Genomic DNA, 14,769 nt, shown 5'->3' with positions numbered 1-14,769 from the left:
CGAAGCAGGGTTACGACAAAAGTGCTCCGTTGGACGACTGACCTTGGAGCGGCGAGGCCACCGCTACGAGGGCAGTGGCTTCGCTTGCATAAAAAAGAGCCCCCCAGCTCTGAATAAAGGGGCTCGTGTTTGTTGACTTGCTCAGAGTGGCGACAAATCGACCCGGTGTGAAGTTGGGTCAGAGAGCCCTCATCCAAGCCTCAGAACTGTGGATCATTCAGTGGAACAAACAGTGGACAAAAGAGAATCTCTTAGCCTCCGAAATCCTTGTATTGCCAACGGTTCTTTGATTCTTTGCTTGAGAAACTGTTTCCTCGAAGCAAGCTTAGGTCCCGTTCCATGGCCTGAGTCGAACTGCGCCTCGCTGAAAACGAGGTGAACGTGATTGGGTAGCAGTTGCTACAGATCGTTTATAAGGGTGGTGTTAACCAACGTGTCCACCGTACTGTTACAGAACAGGAAATCTGTTCAGCTCCGATGGGTTGATTCAAGCCTTTAAGTGCCTCAAGCGCGTTTGGGTGGTGTGTGCACCGGGCGTGGCTTCAGTTGAGGTGCTTTCTGGGTCATCACGGCTGAAGGTGAATTGAATCGATTCTGTCGCCGCTTGAATGGTCGGAATGATGGATCGGCTACCGATCACGAGGTTCAGGCCCTTATCGCTCTGGCTTGGACTCAAAGCTTCCATTAATTCGTTGTTCTGCTGAACAGTTCTGCTGCGATTGAGTGATCCTTGATGCTTACTCAGTGTGAAGCTCATGGCGCCGAAGGATGCCATCCGTACGGTGTGGGCAGGTCAGTTTTCGCGGTCATGAACAGCGCTCAGAGCAAGGATGATTGGGTGAAGGCACAGCAGCACAAGTTCCATAAACCGATTGATGTGGACACCTTGATGTGGGTGCGCAATCGCCTGATGCGTTTGGAAGTGGAGGCCCGTTGGGCCGACCGCATCTGTGTGTTTGAAGAGTTCTTCCCCAACGACGCGATCATTCCGCGCATCTGAACCTCAGCCATGTTTTTGACTGTCTTTGGCCAGAAGGGTGGTGTGGCAAAAACCTGCACCAGCATTCATTTGGCTTGTGTCTGGGCCCAGCAGGACCTGTCGGTGTGTGTTGTTGATGCGGATCGCAACCGCTCGGCAACCGCCTACGCAGCCCGGGGGATGCTTCCGTTTGAAGTGGTGCCTGTGGAGGCTGCAGCAAAGGCCACCCGCCATGCCCAAGTGATCATCACCGACGGGCAGGCCAGCAGCCACGAAGATGAACTCAAGAATCTTTCGGCCGGAGCAGATCTTGTTTTGCTGCCCACTACGCCGCAGGCGAGATCGGTTGAGCTCACTGTTGAACTCTCCTCAATCCTCAGGCAGATGGACACCATGCATGCCGCATTGTTGGTGAAGGTGGACAGCCGAAAACAACGGCTTGCGCAGGAAGCACGCCAAATTTTGGAGGGTTTTGATGTGGATGTGATGCAGGCGGAAATCCCCTTGTTGGCGGCGTTTGAAAAAGCAGAAGTGGAGGGTGTTTGTGTGTCGAATGCCGTCGATGACCGTGGCCGTGCCGATCTGAGGCGCATGGGGGGATGGGCGGCCTATTGCCAGGCTGCTGTTCAGATCCGTGATCGCTTGTCGGCAGTAACGCCTGACGCCATTAGTGCTTGATCAAGAAACAGCTCACTTTTGGCGTCGGTCGCCAATCAGACAGATCTTCTGAGCTTCAGCCGCAATCCTTACCTCAGCTGATTGAAGGTTGATGGGTCGCAGTTCTTGGTTGAAGAATCCCACCCGTTGCTCAGCAGCATCCACCTGGCAGCCCCAGGCTCAATCCGCTTCCACTGGACAGGCGACGGTTACTGCATCCGCTGCGGCGGTTCTGCTCAAGACGCCGAGCATCTCCACCAAAGCCGCATGATCGAAGCCGTTGTGATGCTTGCCATTGGTTTGTCGATGGCAGGCGTGGTTCTTGGCAATTTGAACAACGACGAGCCCGTTTAAGTTCAGAAGCAGTTGCTGCTTTTGATGGCCACCTCATTTGCCTTCATGCTCGGGCAGCTTGAGATCAGCAATCTCACAGCGGCCTTCCTCGCTCTGGTGGCGGTGGTCTTTGTGAGCAGCTTTGCTGTGGTGTCGTTGCAGACCGGTGAGCTGATCAAACCTCCAAAAAATGAGTGACACGTTTGAGCTGAATGGCCGGCAGATTGTTCTGAAGGCATCCAGCGATCGTGTCGTCGCAGAGCGGGTGTTGCGCCACATCCAACGGCGGATGCATGAAGACGACTGGCGGCCCTACACCAGCAAGGCCGATGCCGTTCAAGCTTGGTTTCGTCTCGGCGGGATTCGAGCTCAAGTGCTTGAGGCTTTGAATCTGGTCTGATCGCGCCCTGAAGCTCAGAACGATCCCAGCAACTGGGTCATCGCTGCTGCGGCACCGATGCCACCAAAGAACAGCACCAATGGCAGAAAAACAGGCCAGCGGACGGCTGAATCTGAAGCCATAAAACGGTTTCATCTCCAGACGACGCTATTCATTCCCTCTTCTCTGTGGCGATGGCGACCTTTTTCGTGCCATGGCTGCATGATGTGAAGCCTCTCCCAGCATCTCTGTTTGGTCGATGCCTGAGCTTTCCAAGGCCGCTAACGCTGATGCCTCCCATGTGGTGGTGATCGGTGGAGGCTGGGCCGGCTGGGGTGCAGCCAAAACCCTCTGTGAAGCCGGTGTTCGCGTCACCCTGGTCGATGGGATGTCGGATCCCACGGGGAGGACGCCGATGCGCACGGCCAGTGGTAAACCCTTCGAAGCGGGCACCCGGGGCTTTTGGAGGGATTACCCCAACATCAATGCGCTGACCGATGAGCTTGGGCTCACCGACGTGTTCACCGCATTCACCACAAGCGCCTTCTGGTCTCCCGCCGGTCTGGAGGCCACGGCCCCGGTGTTCGGTGACGGCTTGCAGTTGCCCAGCCCCCTGGGGCAGGCCATGGCAACGATCAAGAACTTCAAGCGCCTGCCTTTTGCCGATCGCCTGAGCATTGCCGGCCTTTTGGTGGCGATGCTTGATCTAAACCGCAACAAGGAGACCTTCCGGCGTTACGACGCCATCGATGCGTTGACCCTGTTCCGCCAACTGGGAATCACGGAGCGGATGATCGACGAATTCTTGCGTCCGATTCTTTTGGTGGGTCTGTTCAAGCCACCGGAGGAATTGTCGGCAGCCGTCACCATGGAGCTGCTCTACTACTACGCCCTGGCGCATCAAGATTCCTTTGATGTGCGCTGGATTCGCACTGGCAGCATCGCCGAGCAGCTGATCGCTCCCCTGGCGGAACGCCTGCTCGGCTCGGGTCTGCTCACTGTTCTGGGAGGAACGTTGGCCACGCGCCTGAATCTTGATCAGCCAGGCGAAGCGATTCGGTCGGTGGAGGTCCGTTGCAAAGCAACTGGCCTCTCCAGCGTTGTTGATGACGTTGATGCGGTTGTGCTGGCGGTGGGTGCCAAGGGCATGCATGCTCTGATGGCGGAGTCGCCGCGTTGCAGTGATGTGATGCCGGAGCTGGCGGCTGCTGGCGGTTTGGGGGCGATTGATGTGGTGTCGGTGCGGTTGTGGCTGGATCGCACCATCGCAGTCGCCGATCCCGCCAATGTCTTCTCGCGTTTTGACGCCTTACAGGGTGCGGGCGCCACATTTTTCATGCTCGACCAGCTGCAGAATGCGGATCTTGATGCGCTCTGGGCTGGCAGCGAGCCCCAGGGATCCGTGGTGGCCAGCGACTTCTACAACGCCACGGCAATCGCAGCCTTGAGTGATCAGGAGATCGTCGACACCCTGCTGAAGGAGCTGTTGCCCCAGGCGGTGCCGGCCTTCCGGCTTGCCCAGGTGCTGGAGTTTGAGGTGCGGCGTTACCCGGGCTCGGTGTCGTTGTTCTCCCCCGGCAGTTTCAGCCAGCGGCCACCGCTGCAGACGGCACTTCCGACTGTTGTCTGCGCTGGCGATTGGGTGCGGATGGGCGAACGCGAGCACGGTGCCAAGGGGCTGTGCCAGGAACGGGCCTACGTCTGTGGCCTAGAGGCGGCCAACGCCTTGATGCGCACTGGGGTGGTGAGAGGGGCGAATGCTCCGACGCGCCCAGAACATCCGGTGCGGCCGATCCGTCCGGAAGAACCCCAGGTGCTGTTGGGCCGGGCCCTCAACAAGCTCGTGATGGACCCCCTGGAGGCGTTTGGGATCCGTTGGCCTTGGTTGGCCTGAGCTCAGAAATTCAGTTGACCTGAAAGCCAGAGTTCCTGCCAAGACCCTGCGGCTGAGGCATTCAGCGCCATCAGGATGGTCACGCTGATGCCACCCAGGGTGAGCCCCACCCCCATCATGATCAGGGCGGTCAGTCCTTCCGCTTCGGTGAGCGGTTGCTTTTCGAGAAAGCGACGCTTGGCCATGGCTGCTGATCCGATGCACCCGTTCTGCATCGGCCTTAGGCCACTTGGCAACAGGCCGTATCACTCATTCACGCAGAGCTGCGGGGGGATGACTCAGCGTTGCTTAGGTTGCTGGCCTGCGCTTGACGCCGCCCCGATGGGTTTCATCATGCAGCCATGACTGGTTTGATCTGTGGCATGACCGCCCTGTGGCTCCACGCCTGTTGGTGTTGCAGAACAACCAATTCGCCTGCGGTCAAACGCAGCTGGCCCTACCCGCGCTCGTGGAAAAACAGCGCCGATCTGTATGAAAGGCCCTGTCGCCGTCACCGTCATCTCAGGGCGCGCACGCAACTCAGCGCACGCAGCCGCCGCAGCATCGCCGGCAGAACGCCTGTTTTGGTAGCGCAAGTTACTGAAAACGCTTAAGTTGGCGAGTCTGGATTTTTCTGTTGAACGGCAGCCAATCGGTCGGGGCCAGAAGTGAGAAGCGCCGTCAGCAGCTGATGGGAGTGTCGTTTGTGGCTGCAGCGGTTGGCGTTCTGGCGTTGTTGACGATCCGTCTTGGCACCTGTTGCTCCTGGTTCGGTTCGCACTGACCTTCTCGGGTTGGCAGCTGGATCTCATTGGTGTTCATTGCCTCGGCAAGGCTGCGCCAGCCACCAGATGTGGTGTCCTCAGCCCTTGATTGTGGGTGCAGGGCCGGTATGTTTCATTTGTTCCCCATCACCTGGCTTCAGCCCATGCGGCTGAGGCTTTTTTATTGCCTTCTTGCAGAACGTTGTATCCAGGCAAACCAACTTCCGATTGTCTTAAGTGACATCACTTGGTGGCAACGGCCACATCGACACCACGTTCCTTAAGTTGAAAAGACACGTCTTCCCTTGATGTCTCCTGCTGAATTGTCGAGCATCAAATGGGAGAACGATGGGGAAATGTCTGCGCAAGACACCTGGACTCTGGTGAAAAAGCTCACCAAGGTGGAAGAGCAAGACAAGGCATCCAACCTGTTGCATTTGTCGTCGAAACACAGCCACTCCAAGCGCTCCAATCGCCGCTGAATTCGACCCTTTCCTTGTGCAGGTGGTCTGGTTGTTGATGGAAATGTGGGTGGGGTTATACGTTCTGTCTCCCCCTTTTGAGGGAGGGCGACGCCTTGAACACTCCCTCACCTGAGGGATGGCTCATTGGTGTTCGGGGGGTGGCGGCAACCGGGCGAGTGGTGCTGTTCTGCGCCGGAGTGGGTGGTTTGCCTCTGGCCTGATCCATTCCTCTGCAGAATCACTGCATTGATGGGAAGTGTGGTGGCTGGAGCTGGTGTGAATCCTGCGGATCAGCGCTGGAGTTTCTGGCCGCTGCTGCCGCTTTACCCCTACGGCCGTCGCCGCACGCTGTTCACTGAGCTGATCCCTGGCCAGCTCTGGAGTCTGGAGCAACTGCAGGGGGTGTATTACGTGGCCGTCCCGGTGCGGCTCACCGTGGCCAAGGTGCCCGGCGGCTTGATGTTGGTGAACCCTCTGCCGCCCACCGGTGAAGTGCGCCAAGCCATCGCCGGGCTGGAGCAACAACACGGCCCCGTGCGCACGATCGTGCTGCCCACCGCCTCTGGTTTGGAGCACAAGCTTCCCCTTGGTCCCCTGGCCCGCGCCTTCCGGGATGCGGACATCTGGGTGTGTCCGGGGCAGTGGAGCTTCCCGGTGCAGTTGCCCCTGGCTTGGCTGGGTGTGCCGGCCCGTCGCACCAAGGTGTTGTTCGACGATGGCATCCCCCATGACGACGTTTGTGAGTGGTTCTCCCTTGGACCGCTCGACCTTGGCGTGGGCCGCTTTCAGGAAGTCTCCTGTTTGCATCGCCCCTCTGGCGCTCTGTTGGTGACCGACGCCCTGGTGGGCATCAGTGCCGAACCCCCAGCGTTGTTCGATCTCGATCCAACCCCACTGCTGTTCCATGCACGCGAACGCGGCGATGAGCCCCTCAGTGATTCAGCGGAAGCTCGCCGCCGCGGTTGGGCCCGGCTGGTGCTGTTTGCCTCCTACCTGAGGCCGGAACCGCTGGAGGTGCCAGAGCTGCCGGAGTTGCTGCGGGATGCGTTCAAGCCGGGGCTCCGTTCCCTGAAAGCCCACTTCGGCCTCTACCCCTTCCGCTGGAAGGCCGGTTGGCAGGCGGCAGCCGATGGCTTGATCGGCGAAGACGCGCCCAGGCTGCAGGTGGCCCCGGTGCTTGAGCGGTTGGTGTTGCCCAGAGCCAAAGAGGCTCTGTTGCGATGGCTGCAGGAGTTGAGCGGCCAGGCTGAGCTGCGCTGGCTGGTGCCGGCCCACTACAGCGCGCCGGTCACATTCACGCCCGAAACGGTGCAACACCTGCTCGCGTCATTGCAACAGCGGGACTGGGCTCCAAGTTCTGAGAACTGGGAGTTTCTTGGATCCATTGATCAGCGTTTGCTTGATCTCGGCGTTGTGCCTGATCAGCCCGTGATCAAAGCTTGAGTTCGTCTTCCGGCTCGATCGCCATCTGTTCGTCAGCGAACAGCGTCTCTTCCAGCTCCTTGCGCTGTTCCATCTGGCGCAGGAAATAACCCGTCATCATGGCCGAGGCCAACATGTTGGCGAGGTTGTCGCGGTTCGCTGTCACCTTCACCTCAAAGTGCTCGCCGGGAAGCATTCCCAGCAGCCCTTGAACGTTGTGGCGAATGATGTCCTGAATATCGTTGCTAGCTGATTTAGCGACCCGCTGCAGGGTGTCTGGCGACTGCTCCTGCAGGTACTGGATCAGGCTGTTCCCCGCTTGACCGTCACTGCTCTCAGTTGTCAGAAACTCGGGGTTAAACATTCGCCTGTGATGTTCATCACGGACTTGACCCTAACGCAGGCCCTTGGAATCAACTGCCATCGCTGCTTTCGGTGATCCGTAACGGACCGAACCTCTGCAGCGGCCAATACCGCCACACCGCCGTGCCCAGAACATTGGTTTCCGGCAGTGATCCCCAGAGGTGGGAATCGAGGCTGGCATTGCGGTTGTCCCCCATCACCCACAGCTGATCCGCCGGCACGGTGATCGGGGCCATTTCGTAGTTGATCGCTTCCGCCAACCAGGGTTCCGCAGCCGGTTCACCGTTGCGGATCAGCCTGCCGTCGTGCACCTCCAACTGATCGCCAGGCAGCCCCACCACCCGTTTGATCAGTGCAGCGGATGCGTCGTAGCCGGCGGCCACGAGCTGCTCCGGCGGGGCGAACACCACCACATCGCCCCGGTGCAGATGGCTGTGGCGGCTGCGGGCCAGGCGGGGCCTCACCTTCTCCACCAGGATGCGGTCCTGCAGCTGCAGGGTGGGCAGCATCGAGCCTGAGGGGATCCAGCGCGGTTCCACCACCAACCAGCGCAGCAGCAGCGCCAGCAGGGCCCAGAGAATCAGATTGCGCCAGAAGCCCTTGCTGTCTTCTCCTGGAGCGGGTGTCGTGGGTTGGGTCATCGTTGACCGAAGATCACACCAGCCTGGCCTGCTGCACTGACCATCGCTCGCGCCAACTTGCAGGCCGCTCTCACGCTGCTGGAGGCTCTTTGTCTCCAGGGGCTGAAGCAGCTGGTGCTCTGCCCTGGCAGCCGTTCCGGCCCCCTGGCAACCGCGGCGGGAATGCTGGCGTCTCAGGCGAAGCTGCAGTTGGTCACGGCCATCGACGAGCGTTCGGCCGCCTTTATGGCCCTCGGCATGGCGACCGCCCATGGCCGTGCCGTGGCAGTGGTCACCACCTCCGGCACGGCGGTGGCGAACCTGCTTCCCGCTGCGGTGGAGGCGGACCGCTCCTGTCAGCCCTTGCTGCTGCTCACGGCGGATCGCCCCGCCCGGCTCAAAAATTGCGGTGCCAACCAGACGGTTAATCAGGAATCTTTTCTGCTCTCGGCCTGTCGCTGGTTTGCCAGTGGAGCGGCAGACGGTGTCCACACCCAGGCCAACGACGCCCTCAACGCCCTGGCGGTGCAGGCCTGGCAGCAAGCCCAGGGTTCAGGCGCTGGGCCGCCGGGTGCGGTTCACCTCAACTTGCCCTTCGAGGAGCCGCTGCACACCACCCTTGAACAGCAGCAACAGCTGGTTTCGGCTGTGCTCCCGCCCACGGCTTGCCCTGAGCCTTCGCCCGAGATCGCACCTGCGCCTCGCCTTGATCCAGAGCGCCCGGGGGTTGTGATTGCGGGCCCTTGGCGCGGTCTTTCGCCCGCGGCGGAGGCCTATCAACAGGCCCTGCATCGCTGGCTGAATTTCAGCGGTTGGCCTCTGTTGGCTGATCCCCTCGCTTCCCTTGCCCCCGATTGCCCCAACCGCATCGAGCACTGGGAGCTGCAACTGGATCGGCTGAACCTGCCTGACGACGCTCAGGTGTTGCGGCTGGGACCCATGCCCGCCAGCAGGCGGTTGGAGGCCTGGCTTCAGCGCCATCAAGGCCCTCAACTGGTGATCACCGAAGGGGATTCAAGGCCGCTGGATCCGTTGCAGGTGGCCAGCCAATGGTCCGGGGGCATGGCCGCCTGGATCGCCCAACAGCCAGGGCTGGACAAGCAGAGCAAGCCATCGGTTGGTACCGACGACCTCTCGGCCTGGATCGAGGCCCAGCTGCCCTTGCGTGGCGCCGTGAATGAGCCCGCTCTGGCCCACTGGCTTCCCCAGCTCCTGCCGGAGCGGTTGCCAGTGATGTTGGCCGCCAGTTCACCGGTGCGCGACTGGTTGACCTGGGGCGGGCCCGCCTGCGGCCGCCACCGTTGCTTCAGTTTCCGCGGGGCTTCGGGCATCGACGGCACCTTGTCCCTCGCCATGGGTCTGGCGGCGAATCTCGGTCCGTTGGCGCTGGTGACCGGTGATCTGGCCCTGCTGCATGACAGCAACGGCTGGCTGCATGCATCGTCCGCTGCTGCTGCTCCACCACTGCTGGTGCTGCTGATCGACAACGGCGGCGGCGGCATTTTTCAGCAGCTGCCCATTGCCACGCCGGGCTTCGAAGCGCTCTTCGCCATGCCCCAGCAGGTGGATCCCCTGGCCCTGGCGGCAGCCCACGGAGTGTCTGGACGCCAGGTGGCCTGTCTGGAGGATCTGCAGGAGGCCTTGGCCTGGGGCTTGTCGCAGCAACGGCCGGTGTTGTTGCGCTTGTGCAGCGACCGCGGTCGTGATGCTGCCCTGCGTCAGCAGCTGCGCGCCGCTGCCCAGAATGAGCGCACCGAGCCCTGAACCCGATGAGTGACATGCGTCAGGTGCTCCCCGGTGCGCCAACCGCGCAATGGACACCGTGGGGCAGCTACCAGGACATCCTTGTGGACCGTTGCGCTGACGGCCTGGCGCGTGTGGCCATCAACCGCCCCGCCAAGCGCAACGCCTTCCGTCCGCAGACGGTGATGGAGCTCTGTGATGCCTTCACGCGCATCCGGGATGACCGTGACACTGGTGTGGTGCTGTTCACCGGCGTTGGTCCAGCCCCCGATGGTGGCTATGCCTTCTGTTCCGGCGGCGACCAGAGTGTTCGTGGCGACGGCGGTTACGTCGGTGAGGATGGCTTACCCCGCCTGAACGTGCTGGATCTGCAGCGCATCATCCGCAGCCTGCCCAAGGTGGTGATCGGCCTGGTGGCCGGCTATGCCATGGGCGGCGGCCAGGTGTTGCATCTGCTCTGCGACCTCAGCCTTGCTGCCGAGAACGCTGTGTTCGGTCAGACCGGCCCCAAGGTCGGCAGTTTTGATGGCGGCTTTGGTGCGGGCTACCTGGCGCGGGTGGTTGGCCAGCGCAAGGCCCGTGAAATTTGGTTTCTCTGCCGCCGTTATGGCGCCAAGGAGGCGTTGGATATGGGGCTCGTCAACGCCGTGGTGCCGTTGGAGCAGTTGGAGGCGGAGGGGGTGCGCTGGGCCCGCGAGGTGCTGCAGCACAGCCCCACGGCCATCCGTTGCCTCAAGGCCGCATTCAATGCCGAAACCGATGGCCTCGCTGGGTTGCAGGAATTGGCGGGCAATGCCACCCACCTTTTTTATCGAACCGAAGAAGCCGTGGAAGGCCGCAATGCCTTCCTTGAGAAGCGGTCTCCGGATTTTTCCGAGACAGGCTGGTTACCCTGATGGGGATGCTTCCTCTTCCTCCGCCGGAACCGCTGGCCCTGCTGCAGGCGGCGGCTGAGGATTCCGTGACGGCAGGCCTGGCTTCACTGCCTCAGGATCTGCGGAGCAACAGCACTCGCCATGTGGTGATGTTGCGCGGCCGTCGCCGTGTGTTCCTGCTCGACAACGGCAGGCTGCGCAACGCCTTTCCGGTGGCCATCGGAATGCCCGGCTGGGAAACCCCCACCGGACGCTTTGAAGTGCTTCAGAAGATCCCCAATCCGGTGTGGGTGCATCCGGTGAGTGGCGAGCGGGTGGAGGAACAGGGGGCCAACAATCCCCTGGGCAGCCACTGGATCGCTTTCCATCGCGATTGCCGCGGCCGTGATGCCCATGACGGCGATGCCTGGATCACGATCAAGGGATGCACCACCACGGGGTTCCACGGCACCCCCCACCGCTGGACGGTGGGACGGGCCGTCTCCCATGGCTGTGTGCGGCTTTACAACGAGGATGTGCGTGCCCTGTATCGCCAGGTGTCGCTTGGAACTCAGGTGACGGTTCTTCCCTGACGGAACAGATTCCTAAATTCCCCTTAAAGTCGCCGCGCCAACGCCGATCTGAGACATGCGCATCCTCTTCGCTGCAGCGGAATGCGCCCCGATGATCAAGGTTGGAGGGATGGGCGATGTTGTTGGCTCTCTGCCCCCGGCATTGGCCAAGCTCGGCCATGACGTGCGCTTGATCATGCCGGGCTACGCCAAGCTCTGGAGCCGCCTCAACGTGCCGGCGGAGCCGATCTGGCGAGCCCAGACCATGGGCACCGAGTTCGCCGTCTATGAAACGAAGCATCCCACCAATGGGATGACGATCTATCTGGTGGGTCATCCGGTGTTCGACCCGGAGCGCATCTATGGCGGCGACGACGAAGACTGGCGCTTCACCTTCTTCGCCAGTGCTGCTGCCGAATTCTCCTGGAACGTCTGGAAACCCCAGGTGCTGCATTGCCACGACTGGCACACCGGGATGATCCCGGTGTGGATGCATCAGGACCCGGAAATCAGCACGGTCTTCACCATCCATAACCTCAAGTACCAGGGTCCCTGGCGCTGGAAGCTCGATCGCATGACCTGGTGCCCCTGGTACATGCAGGGGGATCACACCATGGCTGCTGCGCTGCTCTACGCCGACCGCGTAAATGCGGTGTCGCCCACCTACGCCCAGGAGATCCGCACGGCGGAATACGGCGAAAAGCTTGAGGGTCTGCTCAACTTTGTCTCGGGCAAGCTGCGCGGCATCCTCAACGGCATTGATCTGGATGCCTGGGATCCAGCCACCGATCGCTCCCTGCCGGCAAACTTCAGCGCCGACGACCTCTCCGGCAAGGCGGTGTGCAAGAAGGTGCTCCAGGAGCGCATGGGGCTGGAGGTGCGGGAGGACGCCTTCGTCCTTGGCATGGTCAGCCGCCTTGTCGACCAGAAGGGAGTTGATCTGTTGCTGCAGGTGGCTGATCGTCTGCTGGCCTACACCGACACCCAGATCGTTGTGCTGGGCACCGGCGACCGGGGGCTGGAATCCGGGCTCTGGCAACTCGCATCCCGTCACCCCGGCAAGTGCGCCGTCTTCCTCACCTACGACGACGACCTGTCGCGGTTGATCTACGGCGGCAGCGATGCCTTCCTGATGCCCAGCCGGTTTGAGCCCTGTGGCATCAGCCAGCTCTACGCCATGCGCTACGGCTCAGTGCCCGTTGTTCGCAAGGTTGGTGGTCTCGTTGACACCGTTCCGCCCCACATCCCCGCTGCCGACAGCGGCACAGGCTTCTGCTTCGATCGCTTTGAACCGGTCGACTTCTACACAGCCCTGGTGCGGGCCTGGGAGGCGTTCCGCCATCGGGACAGCTGGGTCGAGCTGCAGAAACGCGGCATGAATCAGGACTACAGCTGGGATCGTTCCGCGGTCGATTACGACCTCATGTACAAGGACGTCTGCGGCATCAAGGAACCCACCCCGGATGCTGCCCTGGTGGAACAGTTCTCTCAGGGGCAGGCTGCTGATCCTTCCCGTTCCGAGGGGCAGACTGAAGAGGCCAGGGTTCCTGCTGAGGTGACCTCCGCCGGCCGGAATCCCCTGAATCGCCTCTTCGGTCGTCGATCCAGTTGAGTTTGAGCGAGCCCGCCCGATCCGACTCCCCACCTGAGGCTCGTTCCGAGCTCCAGGGGGTGGAGCCATCGGGCAATCTCCCGGCTCCCTACGTCAGCCCCTGGCAGGAGTTCGGCCGCAACCTGCAGGCGATGGCCGCCGATCTTCGGCTCAGGGGTCAGGAACTCTGGCGCCGCAATCGAGAGGGTGAGCTTTCGGTGCCAGGCTTCTGGCCCCGGGATTTGGCCCCCAGCTTCTGGCCACTGCTGCTGGTGCTGCTCCTGCTGCTGCCGCTGGCTGGGGTCCGCTTCTGGCAGGACCACGCCCGACCCGCCCCGCGTCCGGAGCCGGTCGTGGAGCAGCGGACGTCTCCCCTTGAGCTTCCCGTGCCGGAGCTGATCCCAGCTCCACAGCCCATGCTGCAGGAGCCATCCCCTCCGCTGGAAGCTGTGGATGCGGAGCCGGCTTTGGAACCATCGGAGCCGGAGCAGCCCCCCCAGCCCCAACTCAGTTTCGATCCCCTGTTCGAGTTGTTTCAGGACAAGGCCGTCCCGGAAGGACTGCTCCGTTCAGCCAAGCCCGTTCCGGAGCAGGACCGCTTGCTCTTGGAGTTGTCTGTTGACGCTTGGCAGCAGTTGCCTCTGGATCAACGCCAGAGCCTCGCCTCCAGTTGGCTTCAGTCGGCGTTCGAGCTGGATTACGCCAGTCTTCAGTTGGTCAATGAGCAGGGCGATCTGCTGGGGCGGTCAGCTCGGGTTGGGGGCGGCATGATCCTGTTTGACCTCGGGTTGGTGGGATGACCCTGACGCTGCGTCAGCTGCTGGATGCCTGGGGAACGCCGCAGGGCGGCAGCTTTGAACCCGATGCCCTGGTGGGACGGGTCTGCACCGACAGCCGACAGCTTCAGGCGGGTGATTTTTTTGTCCCCCTGGTGGGCGAGCGCTTCGATGGTCATCACTTTCTCGACCAACTGCCTGAACACAAGGTCCAGGCTGCTGTTGTGAGCCGCAGCTGGACTGAACCGTTGCCTTCGGGCCTGTTGCATTGGCGGGTGGACGACACACTGCTGGCCTATCAACAGCTGGCCTTGCTGCATCGCCGTGCCCTGGCCAAACCTCTGGTGGCGGTGACGGGCTCAGCCGGCAAAACCACAACCCGGGAGTTGATTCGAGCGGCATTGGCTCCGCTGGGAGCGATTCAGGCCAGCGAAGGCAACAACAACAACGATGTCGGCGTTCCCCTCACCGTTCTGGGCGCCAGCGCAGCTGATGCGGCCCTGGTGATTGAGATGGGCATGCGGGGGCCTGGGGAGATCGAGCGTCTCTCTCGCTGCACCGAGCCGGATCTTGCGGTGATCACCAACATCGGCACGGCCCACATCGGTCGTCTCGGTAGCCGTGAGGCGATTGCAGCGGCCAAATGTGAAATCACGGCTGGGTTGCATCAGAAGGGAACCGTGGTGATTCCCGCCGGTGATCCCCTGCTGGACTCGGCTTTGGCGGCGGTGTGGTCCGGCCGCGTGCTGCGCGTGCGCCTGGCTGACGATCCCGAGGTCGAATCCGATCTGGTTGGAGACGTCAACGGCGATCAGTTGCTGATCGATGCGGATCGTCTCCCGCTACAGCTGGAGGGACGTCACAACGCCCGCAACCTGCTCTTGGCCGTCGCTGTTGCAGACCAGTTGGGCGTTTCCCGCAAGGCGTTGCAAGCCATGCAGGTGACGGTGCCGGGCGGACGCAACCGACGCCTTCAGCAGGGTGGTTTGACACTTCTCGATGAGACCTACAACGCCTCGCCTGAGGCGGTGTTGGCGGCTCTTGAGCTGCTGGCGGCGCAACCGGGGCGACGTTTTGCCGTGTTGGGGACCATGCTCGAGCTTGGGGAGCGCAGCCTGGAGCTGCATCAGGAGGTTGCCGCCCGCGCCGTGCAGCTGGGCCTGGATGGTCTGGTGCTGGTGGATGGCGGTGCGGAGGGCAAGGCGATGGCTGAAGTGGCGGCTCCCCTGCCCCACCTGCAGCTGGTGTCGCATCCCGAAGACGCCGCAGCGCCCCTGGCCGCCTGGCTGAACTCCGGTGATGTTTTGCTGCTCAAGGCCAGCCGCGGTGTCGCCCTGGAACGGTTGATTCCGCTGTTGCCACGCCTCTGAAAAGGCTGG

Annotated in this window: 18 protein-coding genes; 14 read left to right on the top strand and 4 right to left on the bottom strand. The window is 61.8% G+C overall.

Translation table 11 applies throughout. From position 1 onward, the window contains the following. Nucleotides 1-487 precede the first annotated feature (487 nt). Nucleotides 488-775 (bottom strand): hypothetical protein, encoded by a 288-nt coding sequence (locus NCN05_RS02885; RefSeq protein WP_250396890.1) that lies wholly within the window; start codon nucleotides 773-775, stop codon nucleotides 488-490. A 33-nt stretch (nucleotides 776-808) separates the two neighbouring features. Here NCN05_RS02885 and NCN05_RS02880 point away from each other — a divergent pair, with 33 nt between their 5' ends. The 6 genes from NCN05_RS02880 (at nucleotide 809) to NCN05_RS02855 (ending at nucleotide 4,242) form a co-directional block, all read left to right on the top strand. Next, entirely contained in the window at nucleotides 809-1,000 is a 192-nt protein-coding gene (locus tag NCN05_RS02880; protein WP_226400170.1) for a hypothetical protein, read from the top strand. Between the two features lie 9 nt (nucleotides 1,001-1,009). Continuing rightward, a complete protein-coding gene (locus NCN05_RS02875; protein ID WP_250396889.1) occupies nucleotides 1,010-1,657 on the top strand; it encodes a ParA family protein in 648 nt (215 codons plus the stop codon). A gap of 105 nt (nucleotides 1,658-1,762) precedes the next feature. Further along, on the top strand, nucleotides 1,763-1,990 hold the full coding sequence (locus tag NCN05_RS02870) for a hypothetical protein (protein WP_250396888.1): 228 nt from the start codon (nucleotides 1,763-1,765) through the stop codon (nucleotides 1,988-1,990). 24 nt (nucleotides 1,991-2,014) lie between these two features. Continuing rightward, nucleotides 2,015-2,167 carry a hypothetical protein gene (locus NCN05_RS02865; RefSeq protein WP_250396887.1) on the top strand — a complete coding sequence of 51 codons (153 nt, stop codon included), beginning with the start codon at nucleotides 2,015-2,017 and terminating at the stop codon, nucleotides 2,165-2,167. After that, nucleotides 2,160-2,369, top strand: coding sequence for a hypothetical protein (locus tag NCN05_RS02860; RefSeq protein WP_186495574.1), 210 nt, complete (start codon nucleotides 2,160-2,162; stop codon nucleotides 2,367-2,369). Before NCN05_RS02865 ends, NCN05_RS02860 begins: the two co-directional genes overlap by 8 nt. Before the next feature lie 238 nt (nucleotides 2,370-2,607). Then, complete coding sequence (locus NCN05_RS02855; RefSeq protein WP_250396886.1) at nucleotides 2,608-4,242, top strand: hydroxysqualene dehydroxylase; 1,635 nt, start codon at nucleotides 2,608-2,610, stop codon at nucleotides 4,240-4,242. 2 nt (nucleotides 4,243-4,244) lie between these two features. On the opposite strand, the gene NCN05_RS02850 is transcribed toward NCN05_RS02855, so the two are convergent. Further along, complete coding sequence (locus NCN05_RS02850) at nucleotides 4,245-4,427, bottom strand: hypothetical protein (protein ID WP_170950632.1); 183 nt, start codon at nucleotides 4,425-4,427, stop codon at nucleotides 4,245-4,247. Between the two features lie 866 nt (nucleotides 4,428-5,293). Between NCN05_RS02850 and NCN05_RS02845 the strand changes: the two genes are divergently transcribed. Continuing rightward, nucleotides 5,294-5,467 (top strand): DUF8633 family putative protein, encoded by a 174-nt coding sequence (locus NCN05_RS02845; RefSeq protein ID WP_170951000.1) that lies wholly within the window; start codon nucleotides 5,294-5,296, stop codon nucleotides 5,465-5,467. A gap of 231 nt (nucleotides 5,468-5,698) precedes the next feature. Beyond that, complete coding sequence (locus tag NCN05_RS02840) at nucleotides 5,699-6,892, top strand: DUF4336 domain-containing protein (protein ID WP_250396885.1); 1,194 nt, start codon at nucleotides 5,699-5,701, stop codon at nucleotides 6,890-6,892. On the opposite strand, the gene NCN05_RS02835 is transcribed toward NCN05_RS02840, so the two are convergent. Both NCN05_RS02835 and lepB read right to left on the bottom strand, forming a co-directional pair. After that, entirely contained in the window at nucleotides 6,882-7,235 is a 354-nt protein-coding gene (locus tag NCN05_RS02835) for a DUF760 domain-containing protein (protein ID WP_250396884.1), read from the bottom strand. The genes NCN05_RS02840 and NCN05_RS02835 overlap by 11 nt on opposite strands. Before the next feature lie 49 nt (nucleotides 7,236-7,284). Next, a complete protein-coding gene (lepB, locus tag NCN05_RS02830; protein ID WP_250396883.1) occupies nucleotides 7,285-7,875 on the bottom strand; it encodes a signal peptidase I in 591 nt (196 codons plus the stop codon). A gap of 57 nt (nucleotides 7,876-7,932) precedes the next feature. Here lepB and menD point away from each other — a divergent pair, with 57 nt between their 5' ends. Genes menD through NCN05_RS02800 form a run of 6 tightly spaced genes read left to right on the top strand, consistent with a single transcriptional unit; the run spans nucleotide 7,933 to nucleotide 14,760 of the window. After that, nucleotides 7,933-9,618, top strand: coding sequence for a 2-succinyl-5-enolpyruvyl-6-hydroxy-3-cyclohexene-1-carboxylic-acid synthase (gene menD, locus NCN05_RS02825; protein WP_250396882.1), 1,686 nt, complete (start codon nucleotides 7,933-7,935; stop codon nucleotides 9,616-9,618). Between the two features lie 5 nt (nucleotides 9,619-9,623). After that, entirely contained in the window at nucleotides 9,624-10,493 is an 870-nt protein-coding gene (menB, locus tag NCN05_RS02820) for a 1,4-dihydroxy-2-naphthoyl-CoA synthase (protein ID WP_250396881.1), read from the top strand. Continuing rightward, nucleotides 10,493-11,044, top strand: a complete 552-nt coding sequence (locus tag NCN05_RS02815; RefSeq protein WP_250396880.1) for a L,D-transpeptidase — start codon at nucleotides 10,493-10,495, stop codon at nucleotides 11,042-11,044. The genes menB and NCN05_RS02815 overlap by 1 nt, the downstream gene beginning before the upstream one ends. Nucleotides 11,045-11,099: 55 nt before the next feature. Next, nucleotides 11,100-12,635, top strand: coding sequence for a glycogen synthase GlgA (gene glgA, locus NCN05_RS02810; protein ID WP_186515177.1), 1,536 nt, complete (start codon nucleotides 11,100-11,102; stop codon nucleotides 12,633-12,635). A gap of 2 nt (nucleotides 12,636-12,637) precedes the next feature. Next, nucleotides 12,638-13,414, top strand: a complete 777-nt coding sequence (locus NCN05_RS02805) for a hypothetical protein (RefSeq protein WP_250396879.1) — start codon at nucleotides 12,638-12,640, stop codon at nucleotides 13,412-13,414. After that, a complete protein-coding gene (locus tag NCN05_RS02800; RefSeq protein ID WP_250396878.1) occupies nucleotides 13,411-14,760 on the top strand; it encodes a UDP-N-acetylmuramoyl-tripeptide--D-alanyl-D-alanine ligase in 1,350 nt (449 codons plus the stop codon). The genes NCN05_RS02805 and NCN05_RS02800 overlap by 4 nt, the downstream gene beginning before the upstream one ends. Nucleotides 14,761-14,769 lie beyond the last annotated feature (9 nt).

Origin of the sequence: Synechococcus sp. MU1651 (assembly GCF_023630635.1) — a bacterium.
Classification (GTDB): Bacteria; Cyanobacteriota; Cyanobacteriia; order PCC-6307; family Cyanobiaceae; genus Parasynechococcus.
The sequence above is the reverse complement of the archived record's forward strand: the minus strand, read 5'-3'. Positions and strand labels throughout refer to the sequence as shown.